The organism is Micromonospora sp. NPDC005299 (assembly GCF_042872345.1).
In the GTDB taxonomy this organism is placed as follows: domain Bacteria; phylum Actinomycetota; class Actinomycetes; order Mycobacteriales; family Micromonosporaceae; genus Micromonospora.
On sequence record NZ_JBIAKG010000004.1, the window covers coordinates 309,240 to 329,445 of the forward strand.

Consider the following 20,206-nt stretch of genomic DNA (forward strand, 5'->3'; position numbering starts at 1 on the left):
GTGGGGGGTGGGGGGGCCCAGCCGTCCGGTGGGGGGGCGGGGGGGGGGGGGGGGGGGGGCCCCGCCCGGGGGGGGGGCGGGGGGGGGGCGCCCCCCGGCCGGTGGGTGGATCAGCTGTGCCGGGTGCGGCGCCGCGGGCGGCCGTCGCCGCCGCCCTCGCCGCCCTCGCCGCCCTCGCCGCGCTCCGGACCCCGGCCGCCGCGGTCGCGGTCGCCGCGCTCACGGTCGCCACGGTCGCGCGGGCCACGGTCGCCGCCGCGGTCCCGGCCGCCCGGCCGCTCGCCGCCGCTGGCGGCCTCGCCGGCGGCCGGCGCCTCGGCGCCCTCCGGACGGATCTTGTCCAGGTAGATCTTCCCGCGGGCGTCGATGTCCGCGATCTCCACCTCGACCCGGTCGCCGACGTTGAGGAAGTCCTCGACCTTCTCGACCCGCTTGCCGTCGCCCACCTTGGAGATGTGCAGCAGGCCGTCGCGGCCCGGCAGGAGCGAGATGAAGGCACCGAACGCGGCGGTCTTCACCACCGTGCCGAGGAACCGCTCCCCCACCTTCGGCAGGGTCGGGTTGGCGATGCCGTTGATCCGGTCCACCGCCGCCTGGGCGGACGGGCCGTTGGTGGCGCCGACGTAGATGGTGCCGTCGTCCTCGATGGAGATCTCGGCGCCGGTCTCGTCCTGGATGGCGTTGATGGTCTGGCCCTTGGGGCCGATCACCATGCCGATCTTGTCGACCGGGATCTTCACCGTGGTGACCCGCGGCGCGTACTCCGACATCTCGGCCGGGGCCTCGATGGCCCGCTGCATCACGTCGAGGATGGTCTGCCGGGCCTCGTTCGCCTGCTGCAGCGCGGCGGCCAGCACGTCCGACGGGATGCCGTCGAGCTTGGTGTCGAGCTGCAGCGCGGTGACGAACTCCCGGGTGCCGGCGACCTTGAAGTCCATGTCGCCGAACGCGTCCTCGGCACCGAGGATGTCGGTCAGCGTCACGTACTGGGTCTTGCCGTCCACCTCGTCGGAGATGAGGCCCATGGCGATGCCGGCGACCGGCGCCTTCAGCGGCACACCGGCCGAGAGCAGGCCCAGCGTCGAGGCGCAGACCGAGCCCATCGAGGTGGAGCCGTTGGAGCCGAGCGCCTCGGAGACCTGCCGGATCGCGTACGGGAACTCCTCGCGCGACGGCAGCACCGGGATCAGCGCCCGCTCGGCGAGAGCACCGTGACCGATCTCGCGCCGCTTCGGCGAACCGACCCGGCCGGTCTCACCGGTCGAGTACGGCGGGAAGTTGTAGTTGTGCATGTAGCGCTTGCGGTTCTCCGGGGACAGCGTGTCCACCATCTGCTCCATGCGCAGCATGTTCAGCGTGGTGACGCCCAGGATCTGGGTCTCGCCCCGCTCGAACAGCGCCGAGCCGTGCACCCGCGGCAGCACGCCGACCTCGGCGGTCAGCGGGCGGATGTCGCGCGGGCCGCGGCCGTCGATGCGGACCTGCTCGCGCAGCACCCGGTTGCGGACCTCGGACTTGGTCAGCGACCGGAAGGCGGCGGAGAGCTCCTTCTCGCGGCCCTCGAACCGACCGCCGAGCTGCTCGGCGACCTTGGCCTTGATCCGGTCCAGAGCCTCCTCGCGATCCGCCTTGCCGGCGATCTTGAGGGCCTCGGCGACCTCGGCGCGGACCAGATCGGCCACCGCCTGGTAGACGTCGTCCTGGTAGTCCAGGAAGACCGGGAACTCGGCGACCGGCTTGGCGGCCACCTCGGCCAGCTCGCTCTGCGCGCGGCACAGCTCGCGGATCGCCGGCTTGGCGGCCTCCAGGCCGCTGGCCACGATCTCCTCGGTCGGGGCGGTCGCGCCGCCCGAGATCAGGGCCACGGCGTTCGGCGTCGCCTCGGCCTCGACCATCATGATCGCGACGTCGCCGTCGGCCAGCGCCCGGCCGGCCACGACCATGTCGAAGGTGGCCCGGGCCAGCTCCTCCAGGGTCGGGAAGGCGACCCACTGGCCGTCGACGTGCGCGACCCGGGTCGCGCCGATCGGGCCGGAGAACGGCAGGCCGGAGAGCTTGGTCGACATGGAGGCGGCGTTGATGGCCACCACGTCGTACGGGTGCTGCGGGTCGAGCGCCAGCACGGTCTCGACGACCTGGACCTCGTTGCGCAGGCCCTTGACGAACGACGGGCGCAGCGGCCGGTCGATCAGCCGGCAGGTGAGGATGGCGTCCTCGCTGGGCCGGCCCTCGCGGCGGAAGAACGAGCCGGGGATCCGGCCCGCGGCGTACATCCGCTCCTCGACGTCGACGGTCAGCGGGAAGAAGTCGAACTGCTCCCGGGGCTGCTTGCCGGCGGTGGTGGCGGAGAGGACGACCGTCTCGCCGAGCTGGGCGATGACGGAGCCGGCGGCCTGGCGAGCCAGCCGGCCGGTGGAGAAGGTGATCTCGCGGGTGCCGAAGGACCCGTTGTCGATCACGGCGGTGCGGGATTCGGTGCCGAGGTTGGTCTCGGTCATGTGCTGTGGTGCTCCTTCGCGTCGTCGGCCCACGACACGGGGAACTGCTCAGGCGGCCGGTCTTCGATCGAAGCGCCCGGGTGGCCGGCTTGATGCCGGGGTTCCCGGGGGCCACTACCGGAGACCGGTGCGCTGACCGGTTCCCTCTCGGTCGGTCGCGTGGCCGGGTTCTTCTGGTGGTACCGGAACGGGGGAGCGGCCGAGTGGCCACTCCCCCGTCACGTCATCGGCGCAGGCCGAGCCGCTCGATGAGCGACCGGTAGCGGTTGATGTCCTTCTTCTGGACGTAGTTGAGCAGCCGGCGGCGACGGCCGACCAGCAGCAGCAGCCCGCGGCGGCTGTGGTGGTCGTGCTTGTGCACCTTCAGGTGCTCGGTGAGCTCAGCGATCCGCTTGGTGAGGACCGCGACCTGGACCTCCGGCGAACCGGTGTCGCCCTCGGCGGTCGCGTACTCCGAGCGGATCTTGGCCTTGGCTTCCTGGTCGAGCGCCATGTTCTCCCTGTTTCGTGGAACGGTAGATGAGGTCCGGATCGGTCGGAGTGACCGGGAAACGGACCGGTTCCTCGCACCCGCGGCGTCGTGCAGGCACGCGAGGCCCCACGTCGGTCAGCCGACGTCCCTGCCAGACTACCAGCCCCGCCGGGAACCGCCCGGTGAAGGGCCACGAAGCGGCTCGCCGGCCGGCGCCGACACGCTCAGCCGACCGCCCGCCGGGTCCGCTCGACGTCCTCGGCGATCTGGGCCACCAGCGGCTCGATCGCGTCGTACGTCCGTTGTTCCCGCAGGTGCGCCACGAAGTCCAGGGCCAGCCGCTCGCCGTAGAGGTCGCCGGTGAAGTCCAGCGCGTACGCCTCCACCCGGCGCTCCCGGCCGGAGAAGGTCGGGTTGGTGCCGATGGAGACCGCGGCCGTGAGGGGCTCCCCGCCCCGGCGCACCAGCCGGGCCGCGTACACCCCGTCGGCGGGGACCGCCGCGTACCGGTGGGTCAGCAGGTTGGCGGTCGGGTAGCCCAGCTCGCGCCCGCGCTGGTCACCGCGGACCACCACGCCCTCGACCCGGTGCGGGCGGCCCAGCGCGGCGGCCGCCGCGACCACGTCGCCCGCGTCGACGCAGGAGCGGATGTACGTGGAGGAGAAGACCGTGCCCGCCTCGGCAACCAGCGGGGCGCCCTCCACCCCGAAGCCGAAGGTGCGGCCCAGCCGCTCCAGCAGCGCCACGTCGCCGGCCGCCTTGTGCCCGAACCGGAAGTTGTCGCCGACCACCACCAGCGCGGCGTGCAGGTGCTCGACCAGGATGTCGTGCACGAACGCCTCGGCCGGCAGCCGGGAGAACTCTTGGGTGAACGGCACGACGCAGAGCACGTCGACGCCGAGCGCCTCGATCAGTTCGGCCTTGCGGGCCGGCTCGGTGAGCACGGCCGGGTGCGAGCCGGGGCGCACCACCTCGGCCGGGTGCGGGTCGAAGGTCACCACCACCGACTTGACGCCCAGCTCGCGGGCGCGCGCCACGGCGTGGCCGATGGTGGCCTGATGGCCCTTGTGCACGCCGTCGAAGACGCCGATGGTGACCACCGACCGTCCCCAGCCGCCGGGCGCCGCCTCGTACCCCCGCCACCGCTGCATGCCGCTCCTCCCCTGTCCGCCCACGCGCCGTCAGGCGGGGGCCAGCACGATCTCCGCGCGGGCACGCCCGTCCCGCTCGCTGACGATAGCGATCAGCCCGCCGTCCGGGCCGAAGACCGCGTACGGCCCGGCGATGCCGGCCGGGTCCAGCGGCCCACCGTGGGAGAGCACCTTGGACTCCTCGGGCGTGGCGTCCCGACGCGGGAAGAACCGGTCGGCGGCCGCGTCCAGCGGCAGGTTCACCACGTCCGGCGCGCGCTGCTCCAGCACGTCGAGGGTGGCCGCCTCGGCCAGGGCGAACCCGCCGACCGCGGTGCGGCGCAGCGCGGTGAGGTGGCCGCCGACCCCGAGCGCGAGGCCCGCGTCCCGGGCGATGGCCCGGATGTACGTCCCGGACGAGCAGGTGACGTCCACGTCCACGTCCACCACGTCCGGGGTGTCCCGGCGGATCGCCAGCACGTCCAGCCGGGAGATGGTCACCCGGCGGGCCGGCAGCTCGACGCTCTCCCCCTCGCGCACCCGCTTGTACGCCCGCTGCCCGTCGATCTTGATGGCGCTGACCGCGCTGGGCACCTGGTCGACCTCGCCGGTGAGCGCGGCGAGCGCGCCGCGGACCGCCTCGTCGGTCACCGTGCCGGCCGGGGTGCTGGCGATCACGTCGCCCTCCGCGTCGTCGGTGACCGTCGCCTGGCCCAGCCGAATCGTCGCGGTGTAGCTCTTGCCGGCGCCGATCACGTAGGTGAGCAGCCGGGTGGCCCGGCCCACACCGATCACCAGCACGCCGGTGGCCATCGGGTCCAGCGTGCCGCCGTGCCCCACGCGTCGGGTCCGGGCCAGCCGCCGGATCCGGGCCACCACGTCGTGCGACGTCATGCCGCCGGGCTTGTCGACCACGATCAGACCGTCTGCGCTCACGACCGCCAAGCCTGCCAGACGACGGTGATCGGCCCTGCGGGGGATACCGCCCTGATCGACCCGGGCGTCAAGATCATGCGCCCCTCGCCCCACTCCTGCCCGGGAAGCACGATGAGCAGCGACGACTTCACCCCGGAGCCACCACGGCTCGACCGCCCCTCGGGGGGCGGCCCCGAGGAGATCCCGGACTGGGTACGCCAACTGGAGCGGGAGATCCGCGTCGGCCCGGCCGCCCGGCTGCGCATCTGGCTCGGCCGGCACGCCCACGGACTGCGCCTCGGTGTCGGCGCGGTGCTGGTGCTCGCGCTGCTGGCGTACCTCGGCGCGGCCGGATACCGGTACGTCCGGCGCCCGGCCGACCCGCCCCGGGCGTACCCGACGGTAAGCCCGCCCGCCGGCATTCAGGCGACCACCGCGGCGTCACCGCCCCCGACCGCCGGCCCGTTCGACGGCACCCCTGCGGGCGCCTTCCCGGAGGGCGCGGCCGGGATCACGCTGCCCCCGGCGAAGGCGACCGGCGGCTTCACCGCGAAACAGGTGTCCGCCACGCTCACGAAGATCCGGACCGCCCTGGTGACCGCCCGGCTCGACCGCGCCTTCATGACGGCGAAGGACCGGGAGCGTCTGGTGCGGCAGTTCGCCCCCGACGCCCGCCCCCACCTCCGCGAGGACCTCAGCGACGCGAGCGTCGTCAGCCTGGCGACCCGGCTCGCGCCCGGCGCCCGGCTGCTGCCCGACCAGCCCCGGGTGAAGGGCCGGGTCACCTACCGGGCGACCCGCGACGACCAGGGAATCCGAGTGCTCCGGGTGACCACCAACTTCGTCTGGGCGTACGCCTTCCACGGCCCCCGGGCCGTGCCCGGCGACGGGGTGGTGGTCGTGCACGACACCCTGGTCTGGGAGGTGCCCCACCCGGACGACGTCCGGTCCCGGGACAACGGTCTCTGGCTCACGGACATGCGCTCGTACGCCTCGAACGTCGATTGCGCGGCCTTCCACAAGGGGCTCCTCGACGTCGGCAAGGGGGGCGACGGGAAGCCGGTCGCCACCCCGACGCCGGACCGCGATTCCCTGTACGACCCCGACCGCTCGCTGGACATCCCCGACACCTGTTGACCCGGCACGTCCGGCTCCCGGCCGGCGGCGCCAGCGCGCCGCCGGTCCCCGCCCCCGTGACACCAGGGAACCGAGATGACCGATCACCCGCCGCACCGGTTGCGGTCCGGCTGGGGGGTACCGCGCTGAGCGACAAGGTGGGACACTCACTGACAACTCGCCCACTCCTGACCGGGGGCCGCGATGACCGACGATCGGCCGGACTCCGCACCGCCGCGCCACTCCGCCCCGACGCCCGGCCAACGGCCCGGACCGCCGACGGCGCCGGAGTGGCCGCGCCAGCCGCCGCCCGGCGCGGCCGATCCGAGCCGCGGCGACGGGCTGCGGGGCTGGCTGAGCCGGCACTCCGGCTCGCTGCTGACCGGCGCGACGGCGCTGCTGCTGCTCGCCTTCGTCGGGGTGGTCGGCGGGGCCGTCCTGGTGTCGATGCCGTCCGCGGGCGGGCGGCCGGTGGTGTACCCGACGTTCGGCCCGCCGACCGGCGCGCCGGCCGCCACGTCCGCCGCACCGGTCGCCACGTCCGCCGCACCACCCCGGGCGTCCAGCCCCTTCGACGGCACCCCGGCCGCCGGGTTCCCGCAGGGGCAGGCGGGGATCGCCCTGCCGACCGCGAAGCGGACCGGCCCGTTCACCGAGAAGCAGGTGGCGGCCGCGCTGGCGAAGGTCCGGACGGTCCTGGTGACCGCGCGGCTGGACCGCCGGTTCATGACCACGGACGACCCGGAGCCGCTGATCCGGCAGTTCGCCCGGGACGCCCGCGCCGACCTGCGCAAGAGCTTCGCATCCGACACCTTCGCCGCTTACGCCACCCGGCTGGCGCCCGGCGCCCGGCTCACCGCCGACCAGCCCAGGGTGAAGGGTCGGATCAGCTACCGGGCCACCAAGGACGCCGACGGCGTCCGAATCCTGGCGGTGACCACCAACTTCGTCTGGTCGTACGCCTTCCAGACCAGCAGCACCGCGACGGGCGACGGGCTGGTCGTCGTGCACGACACGGTGGTCTGGAGCATGCCGCATCCCGACGACGTCAAGCGCGGCTCGAACGGGCTGTGGATCGAGGACGCGAACTCGTACGCCGCCAACGTCGACTGCGCGGCCTTCGACAAGGGCCTGCTCGGCCTGGGCACGCGCGGCTTCGGCGGCCCGGACGGCCCGGACCCGGACACGGTCTTCGACCCGGCCGCGACGCTGGACCTCCCGGACACCTGCTGAACCGTCCCAAAAACGGGGCGGCGGGGCGGCGCGACGGCTCGAAGGCTGGTGGCGGCGGTCAGCGGACGGCGCCGACCACCGCCCAGCCGCCGGAGCGCAGCCGCAGCAGCAGGGCGACCAGCCGCAGCGCCACGAACAGGGTCAGCCCGGCCCAGATCCCGCCCAGCCCGAGGTTGAGCCCGTAGGCCAGCCAGATGGCCGGCAGGAAACCACCCAGCGCCGCCACGATGGTCAGGTTGCGCAGGTAACGGACGTCCCCCGCGCCGATCAGCACCCCGTCCAGGGCGAACACCACGCCGCCGATCGGCTGGAGCGCGACGAACCAGGGCCAGGCGACCATGGCCTGGTCGCGTACCTGCGGATCGGAGCTGAACCACGACGGCACCAGGCCGGCGCCGGCGGCGATGAGCACCGCGAACGCCACGCCGCAGAGGCCGCCGAGCAGGGCTATCCGCCGGGCGAGGGCGCGCGCCGCGGCGGCGTCGCCGGCGCCGAGCGCCGCGCCGATCAGGGACTGCGCGGCGATCGCGAGGGCGTCCAGCACCAGGGCGGTGAAGAACCAGAGCTGTACGGCGATCTGGTGCGCGCCGACCGCGGCGGCACCGAAGCGGGCGGCCACGGCGGTCGCGGACAGGAAGCTGGCCTGGAAGGCGACGCCCCGGATGAGCAGGTCCCGGCTGAGCGTCAACTGCTGGCCGATCAGCCGGGGCCGGGGGCGCAGCGGGACCCGCTCGCGGACCAGGGCCGCCGCGAAGAGGCCGCCGGAGATGGTCTGCGCCACCACGTTCGCCACGGCCGAGCCGGCCAGTCCGAGCCCGGCCGGGTAGACCAGCAGCGGGCAGAGCAGCGCGGACAGCAGGTTGGGGCCGAGCACGAAGAGCAGCGGCCGGCGGGTGTCCTGGATGCCGCGCAGCCAGCCGTTGCCGGCCGCCGCCAGCAGCAGGCCGGGCGCGCCGAGCGCCGCGATCCGCAGCCAGGTCGCGGCGGCGTCGGCCACGTCGCCGGTGCCGCCGGCGAGGGTACGCGCCAACCACCCGCCACCGACCTGCATGGCGAGCGCCACCAGCACGCCGACGCCGAGGGCGAGCCAGGACGCCTGGACGCCCTCGGCCACCGCCGAGCCCCGGTCCCCCGAGCCGAACCGCCGGGCCGCGCGCCCCGTGGTCCCGTACGCCACGACGGTGCCGAGCCAGGCCGTCAGTGTCAGCACGGTGCCGCCGATGGCGAGCGCGGCGAGCGGGACCCGCCCCAGGTGCCCGACGACCGCCGTGTCAACGAGGACGTAGAGCGGCTCTGCCGCGAGGACCACCAGCGCCGGCAGGGCGAGCGCGGCGATCCGCCCAGCCGTGGCGGACGGGGCGGCGGAGGCGACGGTCTGACTCATCGCCGCCGATCCTGGCACGCCCCCAGTAAGGAACGCAACCCCGACCATCACTTACCAGTCCCACCGCACTCCGGCGTTGATCATGAAGTTGCCGGCGGTTTCGGAGATCCAGACCGCCGTCAACCTCACGATCGATGAGGCGGGGCGGGGAGAGTGGCCAGCCAGTGGCGGATCTGGCGGCGGGTGCGGAGGTGGACCACCGGGAGGGTCGGGGCGGTCGCGCGGAGGGCGGCGAAGACCCGGGGGCGCGAGCGACGGGGGTAGTCCCAGATGTAGCGGAGGAACGGGAGGTCGATCTGCTCGGGGCAGCCCTCCGGCAGGTCGGGCCGGGGCGTGGCCCGGTGGGCCCAGCGACGGCGCAGCACCCGGACGAGGCAGCGCAGCCGGGGCGGGTCGCAGAGCACCAGGAGGTCGGCGCGGGGCAGGCGGAGATCGAGAGTGCCGCCGTAGTTGCCGTCCATCACCCAGGCCGGCCCGGCGGCGAACGCGGCGACCTCGGCCCGGAAGTCGGCCTCCCCGGCGGGCACCCAGCCGGGCCGCCAGTAGTGCCGGTCGAGGTGGATCAGCGGCAGGTCGAGCCGGCGGGCGACCTCCCGGGCGAGCGTGCTCTTGCCGGCGCCCGCGCTGCCGACGATCAGGATCCGGCGCACCCGGTGACGGTAGCGCCGTGCGGGGCGGAGAAGCGACCGGAGCGGCGGTGACGTCGTGGATGCGGCGTCACCGCCGGGCGGCCACCGTCACTGACGGGTGTCCATCGAGGTCTGCAGAGCGCGGCGCATCTGCTCGCGCGCCTCGTCGGTCGTGTTCTCGGTCTGCGGCTTGCGCTTGGTCGCCATGGGAGTTCCCTTCCAGGGTGCGGACCACCGACGCGGCGGCCCTACGGGGCGCCCGACGTTCCCGCTCGGCGCGACGTCCGCCGCGCCGCGGCGTGGAGCCGTCGGCCTGCTGAGCGCCGGCAGCGCGGTCCGGGATCACCGGAGCGGCTCGCTGGCAGCGTGTGCCCGGGTCGGTCTGACCCTGGAGGGAGGCGGCACCGGGTGTGGCACCACCGCCCCGTGACCAGCGCCGAAGCACCGGCCCTCACCCAAATTAACGTTCACTTTCCACATGCTGCCCACTGTTCCCGCGATGCGGACAGAAGGAAACGGGGCCGGCGGCGGGCCTCAGCGGGCCAGGAAGTGCCAGCCCAGCCACCACCAGAAGCCGAACAGGCCGATCCGCCCGACCGGCACGGGCCCGACCTCGTAGCGCATCACGAAGGCGCAGACGTCGGCCAGGGACGGGATGCGCGAGCCCTCCCGCCGGGCGGCCCACTCGACGGCCGCGAAGAGCAGCAGCGCGGCCAGGAAGCCGCCGATCGCCACGGTGCGCATCATCGGCGGACCAGCCCCCAGAACGCGGTCAGCCAGGCGAACCAGGCCGCCGAGCGGGCCACCTGGTCCTCCAGCATCGGGTCGGCCAGCCGGGAGAACGTGGGGAACTCGTCCCCCACCGACAGCACGAAGGTCGCGCCCTCCAGGACGCCGAAAACGGTGACCGGCAGCAGCCACCAGAGCGCGCCGGCCGGCAGCCGTCGCGGCGCCGGCCGCCGGGGCGGCACCCGGTTGCTCAGGCCGACCCAGATCAACGCCCCGCCGGTGCCCAGGGTGTAGAGGTTGGCCGCGGCGGAGAAGGACGGCAACTGCCCGCCGACCAGGGAGAGGCAGATCAGCACCGGCACGGAGACGACCGGACGGTCCCAGGCCCGGGGCGCCTCGACGGTGAGCTCACGGGGGTGATCCATCACCCGATTGTCCCCAGCGTCACGGAACGCCGGAAGACCGGCGCGCCCCGGAGTCACCCCCGGTTCCCGTCGTCGGGGTGGGTCAGCCCCGCAGCAGGGCGCCGGGCAATTCGGTGCGGATGCGCTCGACCACCTCGTCGACCGTGCCCCGCCCCGTGAACCCGGCGGCGAACCGGTGCCCGCCGCCCCCGAGCGCCATCGCCACCCGGCTCACGTCCACCGCGCCCTTGCTGCGCAGCGAGACGGCCCACTCGGCGTCGCCGGCCTGCTTGACCACGCAGCTCACGTCCGCCTCGGCGGTGCAGCGCACCGAGTCGATCAGGGCCTCCAGCACGTACGCCGGCTGGTCGTGGCGGGCCAGGTCCTCGCGGGTGGCGTAGGTCCAGACCAGCCCGTGCCCGGCGGCGGCCGCCGGCTCCAGCCGGGCCCGGCCCACCACCTCGCCGAAGAGGCGGACCGCGCCGAACGGCCGGGTGTCGAAGATCTTGCGGGAGATCTCCCCCGGCCGGATCCCGGTGGCCAGCAGCCGGGCCGCCATCTCGTGCACGGCCGGTGTGGTGGCCTCGAAGCGGAACGAGCCGGTGTCGGTGCTCAGCGCCACGTATAGGCCGGCCGCGATCTCCGCGTCCAGCGTCACCCCGAGCCGGTCCAGCAGCCCCAGCGCGACCACGGAAGTGGCCGCCGCGTGCGGGTCCACCAGGTGGATGCCGCCGAACCCGGTGTTCGAGGCGTGGTGGTCCAGCACCAGCGCCGTGCCCGCCTTGTCCAGGCGGTCGACCAGGTCGCCCAGGCGCGACTCGCTCGCCACGTCGAAGCAGATGACCAGGTCCGGATCCGGGTACGCGTCGTCCTGCGCCACCAGCAGGTCGGACCCGGGCAGCCAGCGGAACGGCTCGGGCACCTCCGGCGGCCCGGGGAAGGTCGCCTGGAGCTGCCGTACGCCGAGCCGGCGCAGGCCCAGCCCGAAGCCGAGCATGCTGCCCAGCGCGTCCCCGTCCGGGTTGACGTGGCAGATGAGCAGCACCCGCGCCGTGGCGGGGAGCCCGCGTACCGCCGCGACCGCGGCCGCCCAGTCGGTGTCGGTCGGGCCGGCGCCGGCCGGCGGGCCACCCTCGGCGGAACCGGTCACCGGAGGTCGCCGCCGCGCGGCTCCTCGTCCTGGGTCTCCTCGACCTCGGCGTTCTCGTCGTCCTCGTCCTCGTCCTCGACCCGGTACGGCTGGGCCTCGCCCGCGTACTCGGCCCTGGCGGCCAGGCGCTGCACCTCGGCGTCCGCGTTGCGGGCCGCCGCGAGCAGGTCGTCGATGTGCTTGACCTGGTCCTGCACGTCGTCGAGGACGAAGGTCAGGGTCGGCGAGTGACGCAGCCCGAGCGCCTTGCCCACGGTGCTGCGCAGCAAGCCCTTGGCGCTCTCCAGGGCGGCGGCCGTGCTGGCCTGGGCCGCCGCGTCGCCGAGCACCGTGTAGAAGACGGTGGCGTCGCGCAGGTCGGCGGTGATCCGGGCGTCGGTGATGGTGATCATGCCGAGCCGGGGGTCCTTGATCTGGCTCCGCACCACCGACGCGACCAGTTCACGGATGCGCTCCGCGTGCCGGCGAACCTTGGCCGGATCCGTCATGTCCCCCACCTCCAGGGCTTCCTGCTTCCTACGACGACTCCAGCTCGGCGCGTCTGACGCCGCGCCACGACCTGAAGCCGTCGGCCGGAGACGACGGCGCGGGCGCCGCCGGGTCCGACCGCTGAACATCCCGAACACTACCCGCGCGATCGCCGCCCCCGCGCAGGGCCGCCGGTGCGGGCGACGAGCAGCGCGGTCAGTCCTCCTCGCCGTGCAGGCTGCGGTGGACCGACAGCAGCTCGACCTCCGGCCGGGCGGCCACCAGCCGCTCGCAGGAGTCGAGCACCTCGCGGACGTGCGCCGGCTCGGCGGCCACCACGGCCACCCCGATCTGCGTACGCCCGTGCAGGTCGAGCGCCCCCACCTCGGCGGCGGACACCTCGAACCGGCGCAGCGCCGCGACGATCGGCCGGACGTACGACCGCTTGGCCTTCAGGGACCGGGAATCCCCGGGGAGCAACAGGTCGAATTGCGCGGTTCCGGTGTACACGGCGAGCAACGGTACGGCAGGAGCACCGCTGCGGTCACCCGTTTTCGGCCGACGGCTCCAGGTCGCCGCACGGCGTCAGACGCGCCGAGCCGGAGTCGTCGTTCGCCACCGCCACCAGCACGTCCCGCTCGATCGCCTGGTCGACCCGGTGCGCCAGGTCCCGCCAGCCGGGCCCGTCCACCACCCGCAGGCCGGCGTCGGCCAGCGCCGCCTCGGCGGCGGCCCGCGGGGCCACGCGGGTGTTCCAGGACAGCCCCAGCGCCCCGCCCGGGCGCAGCAGCTCCCGCCAGACCGGCACGGCGGCGGTGAGCAGGTCCAGCGGGCTGCGGGACAGGCCCGTGTCGGTACGGCTGCCGTGCGCCACCCCGTACGGGGCGTCGGTGACGATCACGTCGGCACACCGGGGCCGGAGCACCTCGCGGGCCCGGGTGGTGTCGGTGTGCAGCACGGTGACCCGCTGGGTCGCCCCGGTCCGGTGCTCGTCCCGGGACGGCGCGACGACCGCCTCGAAGCGCCGGGCCACGAGCCGGCGGTCCCGCCGCACCGGCACCGTCTCGGCGGTGTGCTTGAGCCGCTTGCGGCGCAGCCAGGTACGCAGGAACGCCGCGTACGCGTCCACGTCCTTGCCGTCGTGTTCCACGCCGATGCCGTCGTAGCCGTACATGAGGGCCTGGTTGAGGGTGGTCCCCCGGCCGCACAGCGGGTCGAGCACCACGACCGGCCCGTCCAGCATCCGGGGCGCCGAGGCCGACGCCAGCAGGGTGACGTTGAGCAGCAGCCGGGTGAACTGCTCGTTGGTCTTGCCGGCGTACTTGGGGATGGTGACGAGGTCGGAGTCGTACCGGGCCAGGGGGTGCAGCGGCACCGGCCGGAGCAGGTCGTCGCCCACCCGCTCGAAGAGCGCGTACGCCGCCGACAGGTTGGCCAGGTGAGCCAGGTCCCGGACGCCGGGGCCGGGCGCCGGGATTGAGAAGGTCAGGTACTCCACCCCGCCGATCCGCTCCACCGCGGCGTCGAACGGCGCCACGTCGAGCACCCCGGACCCGGCGAACACGGTCAGCTCGGCGCGGGCCAGCCGGCCGGCGGCGTCGGCGTAGACGCGGTTGGCGGAGGGGGCGAGGAGCAGTGCGTACCTGAGCACGCCGGAGATTGTCGCAGCCTGCGGATACGGCGACGGCCGGGACCCGCAGGCCCCGGCCGTCTCCGTCGTTCACACCGCTCAGGCGCGCGGCTTCTCCCGCATCTCGAAGGTCTCGATGATGTCGCCGACCTGGACGTTGTTGAAACCGCCCAGCGTCAGACCACACTCGAAGCCTTCGCGGACCTCGGTCGCGTCGTCCTTGAACCGCTTGAGGGAGCTGATCGTGAGGTTGTCCGCCACGACCGCCCCGTCCCGCAGCAGCCGCGCCTTGGCATTGCGGCGGATGAGGCCGGACCGGACGATACAGCCGGAGATGTTGCCGATCTTGGACGAGCGGAAGACGTCGCGGATCTCCGCGGTGCCCAGCTCGACCTCCTCGTACTCCGGCTTGAGCAGACCCTTGAGCGCGGCGTCGATCTCCTCGATGGCCTGGTAGATGACCGTGTAGTAACGGATCTCCACGCCCTCGCGGTCGGCGATCTCGCGGACCTTGTTGGCGGCCCGCACGTTGAAGCCGATGATCGTGACCGCCTCGGACGAGGCGCTCGCGAGCATGACGTCGCTCTCGGTGATCGCACCCACGCCCCGGTGGATGATCCGAAGCTGGACCTCCTCCGGGATGTCGAGGTTGAACAGCGCATCCTCGAGGGCCTCCACGGAACCGGAGACGTCGCCCTTGAGCACCAGGTTGAGCGAGGTCTTCTCGCCCTCCTTGAGCTGCTCCATGAGCGTCTCGAGAGTGGCCCGGCCACGGGAGTTGGCGAAGGACGCCGCCCGCCGCCGTGCCTGCCGCTGCTCGGCGATCTGCCGCACGGTCCGGTCGTCCTCGGCGGCCAGGAAGGTGTCACCCGCACCCGGCACCGTGGTCAGACCCAGCACCATGACCGGACGCGCCGGCCCGGCCTCGTCGACCGGCTTGCCGTTCTCGTCCAGCATGGCCCGGACCCGGCCGTGCGCCCCACCGGCGACGATCGAGTCGCCGGCCCGCAGGGTGCCCTTCTGCACCAGCACGGTGGCCACCGCACCACGGCCCTTGTCCAGGTGCGCCTCGATGGCGACACCCTGCGCCGGCCCGTCGATCGGAGCGGTCAGCTCCAGCGACGCGTCGGCGGTCAGCAGCACGGCCTCGAGAAGCTCCTCGATGCCGATGCCGGGCTTGGCCGCCACGTTGACGAACATGGTGTCGCCGCCGTACTCCTCGGCGACCAGGCCGTACTCGGTCAGCTGCTGGCGGACCTTGTCCGGGTTCGCCTCCGGCTTGTCGACCTTGTTGACCGCGACCACGATCGGCACGTCCGCCGCCTTGGCGTGGTTGAGCGCCTCGATGGTCTGCGGCATGACGCCGTCGTCAGCCGCCACCACCAGGATCACGATGTCCGTCACCTGGGCACCACGGGCACGCATGGCGGTGAACGCCTCGTGACCCGGGGTGTCGATGAAGGTCACCGCGCGGTCCTCGCCCTCGTGCGGGACGTGGACCTGGTAGGCACCGATGTGCTGGGTGATGCCACCCGCCTCGCCGGCCACGACGTTCGCCTTGCGGATCGCGTCGAGCAGCTTGGTCTTACCGTGGTCGACGTGACCCATGACGGTCACCACCGGTGCACGGCTGACCAGGCGCTCCGCCGCGACCTCGGCGTCGAGGTCGATGTTGAACTGCGCGAGCAGCTCGCGGTCCTCGTCCTCCGGGCTGACGATCTGCACGTCGAAGCCGAGGTGCTCACCCAGCAGCAGCAGGGTTTCGTCGGAGCAGGACTGGGTCGCGGTCACCATCTCGCCCAGGTTGAACATCTCCTGGACCAGCGAACCCGGGTTGGCGTTGATCTTGTCGGCGAAGTCCGACAGCGAGGCGCCACGGGACAACCGGACGACCTGACCCTGACCCCGGGGGGCACCCGAGGACATGGTCGGGGCCGACAGGTTGTCGAACTCCTGTCTGCGCTGCTTCTTCGACTTGCGACCACGGGTCGGCCGGCCACCCGGACGCCCGAAGGCACCCGCGGCGCCACCGCCACGGCCACGACCGCCACCACCCGGACGACCACCGCCGCCGGCCGGGGCACCCGGGCGGAAACCGCCACCGGGAGCGCCACCGCCGCCACCGGGACCGCCGCGGTAACCACCGCCGCCGGCACCGCCGCCACCGGGACCGCCGCGGTAACCACCGCCGCCGGCACCGCCGCCACCGGGACCGCCGCGGAAGCCACCGCCGCCGCCACCGGGACGACCCGCGCCGCCACCGCCGGGTCCGCCACGACCGCCACCGGGACCGCCGGGGCGACCCGTGGTCGGCCGCTGGCTCGGCATGGAGGCCGGGCTGGGCCGGGGCGGCATGGAGGCCGGGCTGGGCCGCGGCGGCATGCCCGCCGGGCTCGGCCGGGGACCGCCACCGGCGGCCGGGGGCCGCTGCTGGCCACCCTGGATACCGAACGGGTTGTTGCCGGCGCCGCGCGCCGGCGGACGACCGCCCGGCCGGGCACCCGGGCCCGGGGTCGGACCACCGGGACGACCGGCGGCCGGGGCACCCGGACGCGGCGGCGCCGCGTTCGGACCCGGACGCGGACCCGGACGGGGACCACCCTCGGTCGGGGGCTCGCGGCGGACGTTCTCCCGCTGCTGCTGGCGGGCGGCCTGCGCGGCCTTGACCGCAGCCTCCTGCTCAGCCTTGAGGGCGGCGGCGCGCGCCTCGGCGGCCGCCACCTCGATGTCGTGCGCGCTCGCCGGCTTGGCGACCGGAGTCGCCGGCTGCGGCGGGCCGGGGACCGGGCCCTTGGGCTTCGGTCCAGGGGTCGGCGCGGCCGGCCGCCGCGGCGGCATCGGCCTGGCCGAGACCCGGGGGGCGCCCGGGGTCGGGGACGGCGTCGGGGTCGTTGCCGGGCTCGGGGCGGCCGCCGACGGGGCGGCCGGCGCCGAGGAACCACCGGCGGACGCGACGAATGCGCCACGCAGCCGTCGGGCGACGGGCGCCTCGACGGTGCTGGACGCGGACTTGACGAACTCGCCCATCTCCTTGAGCTTGGCGAGAACGGTCTTACTCTCGACCCCGAGCTCCTTGGCAAGCTCGTGTACGCGGGCCTTTCCTGCCACTGCACTCCTCACTCCGAGGTCGTGCGGGCAGCACCCGCAGCGACCTCACTCCTGCACTTGAAGCCTGGTCATTTCAGGGACTTCATCGTGTGCTCATGTCGGTCGTCCTACCTTGCTAGCGACCCTCGGCCGGTCGGGCTGACCGGTCGTCGGGGTTTGCGCGTCAACGTGCTCCGCGAGCGCACCGTGGTCGAGGACCCCGGTGATGCGCAGTGCCCGCCCGAAGGCGCGGCGCCGCACCGCCTGCGCGAAGCAGGCCGGATCCGGGTGCATGTTCGCTCCCCGACCCGGCAGTCTGCGAGCCGGATCAGGCCGGAGGCTGTAATGACCAGCCTCGTCACCGATCGCGACGATTCGCAGCAACTCGCTGGCCGGCGCTCGCTTCCGGCAGCCCACACAGGTGCGCTCCGGCAGCGCGCGTCGTGCCACTGGAGGAAGTCTACCCCTAGCTGCTCGAGATCGCGCCGCCCGCCTCGGGAACGTGATCAGCTCCGCCCCGGCCGGCCGTGCCGCTCTGCTCCGCGTCGGAGCGGATGTCGATCCGCCAACCGGTCAACCGGGCAGCGAGCCGGGCATTCTGCCCTTCCCGCCCGATCGCCAGCGAGAGCTGGAAGTCCGGGACGGTCACCCGGGCGGTCCGGCTGGCCAGATCGACCACCTCCACCCGCAGCGCCTTGGCCGGCGAGAGCGCGTTGCCGACGAAGGTGGCCGGGTCGTCCGACCAGTCGATGATGTCGATCTTCTCGCCGTGCAGCTCGCTCATCACCGCGCGGACCCGCTGGCCCATCGGGCCGATGCAGGCCCCCTTGGCGTTGACCCCCTGGGCCGTCGAGCGCACCGCGATCTTCGTGCGGTGACCTGCCTCACGCGCGATGGCGCCGATCTCCACGGTGCCGTCGGCGATCTCCGGCACCTCCAGGGCGAAGAGCTTCTTCACCAGGGCCGGGTGCGACCGGGACAGGGTGATCTGCGGGCCGCGCATGCCCTTGGCGACGTGCACCACGACGCAGCGGATCCGCTCGCCGTGCGCGTACCGCTCGCCGGGGACCTGCTCAGACTGGGGCAGGACGCCCTCCAGCTTGCCCAGGTCGACGCTGACGATGCCCTTCTCGGCCCGCGCCTCGTGCGCCTGCACCACGCCGGTGACCAGGTCGCCGTCGCGGCCGACGTACTCGCCGAAGTGCACCTCGTCGGTGGCCTCCCGCAGCCGCTGGAGGATCACCTGCTTGGCGGTCATGGCCGCGATCCGGCCGAAGTCGTGCGGGGTGTCGTCCCACTCCCGGACCACGCTGCCGTCGGCGTCCACCTCCTGGGCGTACACCGAGGCGGCCCCGGTCTTGCGGTCGATCTCCACCCGGGCGTGCGGCTCGGCGCCGTCGGTGTGCCGGTAGGCGGTCAGCAGCGCGGTCTCGATCGCCGCGAGGATCGTGTCGAACGGGATTTCCCGCTCGCGCTCGAGTGCGCGCAGCGCCGCGAGGTCGATGTTCACCTCTCCTCGTCCTCCAGATCTTCGTCGTCGTCGATGTCGGTGTCGTCACCGAAGTCCTCGTCGGTCACCTCGTCCAGGCGGGTGAACTCCACCTGGACCCGGCCGGGTCCGAGCTCGGCGTACGGGTGCTCCGCACGGCCGGCGTCGGTCTCCAGCGCCACGCGCTCGTCGTCGGCCGCGGCGATCCGGCCGGTGACCTGCCGGTCCCCCTCCGGGCCGTGGACGGTCACCTTGACCAGCCGGCCGGCGTTGCGCCGCCAGTGCCGGGGCAGGGTGAGCGGGCGGTCCACGCCGGGCGAGCTGACCTCAAGCTGGTATTCGCCGGCCACGATGTCCCCGCCGGCCTCCTCGGCGGCGTCCAGCGCCGCCGAGACCGCCCGCGAGACGTCCGCGACGGCGTCCAGGTTGATCCCGCCGTCGGCGTCCACGATCACCCGGACCACGTGCCGGCGGCCGGCGCGGGACACGGAGAGGTCCTCCAGGTCGTAGCCGGCGGCGGTGATCACCGGCTCGATCACCTCGCGGAGCCGGGCCCGGCGCGCGTTCAGGTCGCCGCGGGGTGCGCCGCCCCGGTCCCCGCCACGGGGGCCGTCGGACCGGCGGGGGCGCCCGGAGGGCCCCGTCGGCCGGGTGGCACGGCCACGCTGCGTCATTCGGCGCACCTCTCTGCTGTTGCCACGGGCCCGGGGGCCCGTCGTGTCACTGCTCGGGCGGACCGGTCGGCCCGCCATGCCGGCACGCCACCGGGGCGTCCGCGCCCGGTGGCTGCGCAGAGCGTAACGCGCGGGCCGGGCGACGGCCCCGGCGGCGCACCGACGCCACTGGCCCACAGGACCACGGAGATGGTGTTGACTTGTCCGGTGGCGACGGGCAGAACGACACCAGATCAGGGCGCACCGGGGCATTCCCGGCGGGCGCTGCTGCGCGCCGGGGCGCTGGTGGCGCTCGGCGGCGCGGCCGTACCGCTGACCGGCTGTGATCTTTTCGACCGCGACGACGAATCCCGGCCCCCCGATCCGCTGGAGCCGCTCGCGGCCGAGGCCAGCGCGCTGGAGGCCCGCTACCGGGCCGCCGCCACCGCCGTCCCGGCGCTGGCCGAGCGGCTCACCCCCATCGCCGACGCCCACCGGGCGCACGCCGAGGAGTTACGCAAGGTCATCGGGCGGCCGGCGCCGTCCGGCAGCCCCGCCGCCAGCCCGTCCGGGGACGCGGCCGACCCGGACACCGTCCGGACCGAGCTGCGGCAGGCCGAGCAGGAGGGGCGGGACAACGCCGCGAAGGCGTGCGCCGCCGCGCCCGCCGAGCGGGCCGCGCTGCTCGGGTCGATCGCGGCGGCCCGGGCGACCCACCTGGAGGCGTTGAAGTGAACCCGACCAGCGGCCCGGCCCAGGCCCTCGGCGACGCGCTCGCCGCCGAGTACGCGGCGATCTGGGCGTACGGGGTGATCGGCGTGCACCTGACCGAGGCGGCCCGCTCCGCCGCCCGCGCCGCCGAGGCGGCCCACCGGTCCCGCCGGGACGCCCTCATCCTCCAGCTCAGCTCCGGCGGCGGTCAGGTCCCCGCCGACCGGGCCGGTTACGCGCTGCCCTACCCGGTGACCGACCGGGCGAGCGCGCTCAAGCTGGCCGTCGAGATCGAGGAGCGGACCGCCGGCCACTGGCGGGCGGCGCTGCCCCACACGACCGGGGCGGACCGGAACAAGGCCCTCGCGGCGCTCACCGACTGCGCGCTGCGGGCCACCCGCTGGCGGCGCACCGCCGGGGTGACCCCGGTCACCGTTCCGTTCCCCGGCCGCCAGACCTGAGCGGAGGCCCTGGTCACCCGGCGGAACCCTGCGGTTGCGGACCGCAT

The 20,206-nt window shown here is 74.3% G+C and carries 20 protein-coding genes; 4 read left to right on the plus strand and 16 right to left on the minus strand.

Annotation, left to right across the window (positions count from 1 at the left end):
- Window positions 1-110: 110 nt before the first annotated feature.
- The 4 genes from ACFYPD_RS14525 to truB form a co-directional block, all read right to left on the minus strand.
- Window positions 111-2,498 (minus strand): polyribonucleotide nucleotidyltransferase, encoded by a 2,388-nt coding sequence (locus ACFYPD_RS14525; RefSeq protein WP_387112957.1) that lies wholly within the window; start codon window positions 2,496-2,498, stop codon window positions 111-113.
- Between the two features lie 223 nt (window positions 2,499-2,721).
- Complete coding sequence (rpsO, locus tag ACFYPD_RS14530; protein WP_067302624.1) at window positions 2,722-2,991, minus strand: 30S ribosomal protein S15; 270 nt, start codon at window positions 2,989-2,991, stop codon at window positions 2,722-2,724.
- A gap of 203 nt (window positions 2,992-3,194) precedes the next feature.
- Complete coding sequence (locus tag ACFYPD_RS14535; protein ID WP_387112959.1) at window positions 3,195-4,121, minus strand: bifunctional riboflavin kinase/FAD synthetase; 927 nt, start codon at window positions 4,119-4,121, stop codon at window positions 3,195-3,197.
- A 30-nt stretch (window positions 4,122-4,151) separates the two neighbouring features.
- Window positions 4,152-5,036 (minus strand): tRNA pseudouridine(55) synthase TruB, encoded by an 885-nt coding sequence (gene truB / locus ACFYPD_RS14540; RefSeq protein WP_387112961.1) that lies wholly within the window; start codon window positions 5,034-5,036, stop codon window positions 4,152-4,154.
- A gap of 111 nt (window positions 5,037-5,147) precedes the next feature.
- Between truB and ACFYPD_RS14545 the strand changes: the two genes are divergently transcribed.
- Both ACFYPD_RS14545 and ACFYPD_RS14550 read left to right on the plus strand, forming a co-directional pair.
- Entirely contained in the window at window positions 5,148-6,152 is a 1,005-nt protein-coding gene (locus ACFYPD_RS14545) for a hypothetical protein (protein ID WP_387112963.1), read from the plus strand.
- Window positions 6,153-6,335: 183 nt separating this feature from the next.
- Window positions 6,336-7,364 carry a hypothetical protein gene (locus ACFYPD_RS14550; protein WP_387112965.1) on the plus strand — a complete coding sequence of 343 codons (1,029 nt, stop codon included), beginning with the start codon at window positions 6,336-6,338 and terminating at the stop codon, window positions 7,362-7,364.
- Window positions 7,365-7,422: 58 nt separating this feature from the next.
- Here ACFYPD_RS14550 and ACFYPD_RS14555 read toward each other — a convergent pair whose 3' ends face one another.
- From ACFYPD_RS14555 to rimP, 12 genes are all read right to left on the minus strand, one after another.
- Window positions 7,423-8,748, minus strand: a complete 1,326-nt coding sequence (locus ACFYPD_RS14555; RefSeq protein WP_387112967.1) for an MATE family efflux transporter — start codon at window positions 8,746-8,748, stop codon at window positions 7,423-7,425.
- Window positions 8,749-8,873: 125 nt separating this feature from the next.
- Window positions 8,874-9,398 carry an AAA family ATPase gene (locus ACFYPD_RS14560; RefSeq protein WP_387112969.1) on the minus strand — a complete coding sequence of 175 codons (525 nt, stop codon included), beginning with the start codon at window positions 9,396-9,398 and terminating at the stop codon, window positions 8,874-8,876.
- Between the two features lie 513 nt (window positions 9,399-9,911).
- A complete protein-coding gene (locus ACFYPD_RS14565) occupies window positions 9,912-10,121 on the minus strand; it encodes a DUF6186 family protein (protein WP_262287322.1) in 210 nt (69 codons plus the stop codon).
- Window positions 10,121-10,531 carry a hypothetical protein gene (locus tag ACFYPD_RS14570; protein ID WP_387112971.1) on the minus strand — a complete coding sequence of 137 codons (411 nt, stop codon included), beginning with the start codon at window positions 10,529-10,531 and terminating at the stop codon, window positions 10,121-10,123. Before ACFYPD_RS14570 ends, ACFYPD_RS14565 begins: the two co-directional genes overlap by 1 nt.
- A gap of 82 nt (window positions 10,532-10,613) precedes the next feature.
- The gene (locus tag ACFYPD_RS14575; protein ID WP_387112973.1) at window positions 10,614-11,660 is read right to left on the minus strand and encodes a bifunctional oligoribonuclease/PAP phosphatase NrnA; all 1,047 of its coding nucleotides are present in this window, start codon (window positions 11,658-11,660) and stop codon (window positions 10,614-10,616) included.
- On the minus strand, window positions 11,657-12,148 hold the full coding sequence (rbfA, locus tag ACFYPD_RS14580; RefSeq protein ID WP_387112975.1) for a 30S ribosome-binding factor RbfA: 492 nt from the start codon (window positions 12,146-12,148) through the stop codon (window positions 11,657-11,659). The genes ACFYPD_RS14575 and rbfA overlap by 4 nt, the downstream gene beginning before the upstream one ends.
- Before the next feature lie 196 nt (window positions 12,149-12,344).
- Window positions 12,345-12,638 (minus strand): DUF503 domain-containing protein, encoded by a 294-nt coding sequence (locus tag ACFYPD_RS14585; RefSeq protein WP_387112977.1) that lies wholly within the window; start codon window positions 12,636-12,638, stop codon window positions 12,345-12,347.
- 34 nt (window positions 12,639-12,672) lie between these two features.
- Entirely contained in the window at window positions 12,673-13,779 is a 1,107-nt protein-coding gene (locus ACFYPD_RS14590; protein ID WP_387112978.1) for a TRM11 family SAM-dependent methyltransferase, read from the minus strand.
- 78 nt (window positions 13,780-13,857) lie between these two features.
- The gene (infB, locus tag ACFYPD_RS14595) at window positions 13,858-16,866 is read right to left on the minus strand and encodes a translation initiation factor IF-2 (RefSeq protein ID WP_387112980.1); all 3,009 of its coding nucleotides are present in this window, start codon (window positions 16,864-16,866) and stop codon (window positions 13,858-13,860) included.
- A gap of 93 nt (window positions 16,867-16,959) precedes the next feature.
- Window positions 16,960-17,295: a YlxR family protein gene (locus ACFYPD_RS14600; RefSeq protein WP_387112982.1), complete on the minus strand. Its 336-nt coding sequence runs from the start codon at window positions 17,293-17,295 to the stop codon at window positions 16,960-16,962.
- Between the two features lie 16 nt (window positions 17,296-17,311).
- Window positions 17,312-18,355, minus strand: coding sequence for a transcription termination factor NusA (nusA, locus tag ACFYPD_RS14605; RefSeq protein ID WP_387112984.1), 1,044 nt, complete (start codon window positions 18,353-18,355; stop codon window positions 17,312-17,314).
- The gene (rimP, locus tag ACFYPD_RS14610) at window positions 18,352-19,008 is read right to left on the minus strand and encodes a ribosome maturation factor RimP (RefSeq protein ID WP_387112986.1); all 657 of its coding nucleotides are present in this window, start codon (window positions 19,006-19,008) and stop codon (window positions 18,352-18,354) included. Before rimP ends, nusA begins: the two co-directional genes overlap by 4 nt.
- Window positions 19,009-19,272: 264 nt before the next feature.
- Between rimP and ACFYPD_RS14615 the strand changes: the two genes are divergently transcribed.
- Together ACFYPD_RS14615 and ACFYPD_RS14620 are read left to right on the plus strand one after the other, a co-directional pair.
- Complete coding sequence (locus ACFYPD_RS14615) at window positions 19,273-19,722, plus strand: hypothetical protein (RefSeq protein ID WP_387113399.1); 450 nt, start codon at window positions 19,273-19,275, stop codon at window positions 19,720-19,722.
- A complete protein-coding gene (locus ACFYPD_RS14620; RefSeq protein WP_387112988.1) occupies window positions 19,719-20,159 on the plus strand; it encodes a ferritin-like domain-containing protein in 441 nt (146 codons plus the stop codon). Before ACFYPD_RS14615 ends, ACFYPD_RS14620 begins: the two co-directional genes overlap by 4 nt.
- The last annotated feature ends 47 nt before the right edge of the window (window positions 20,160-20,206 follow it).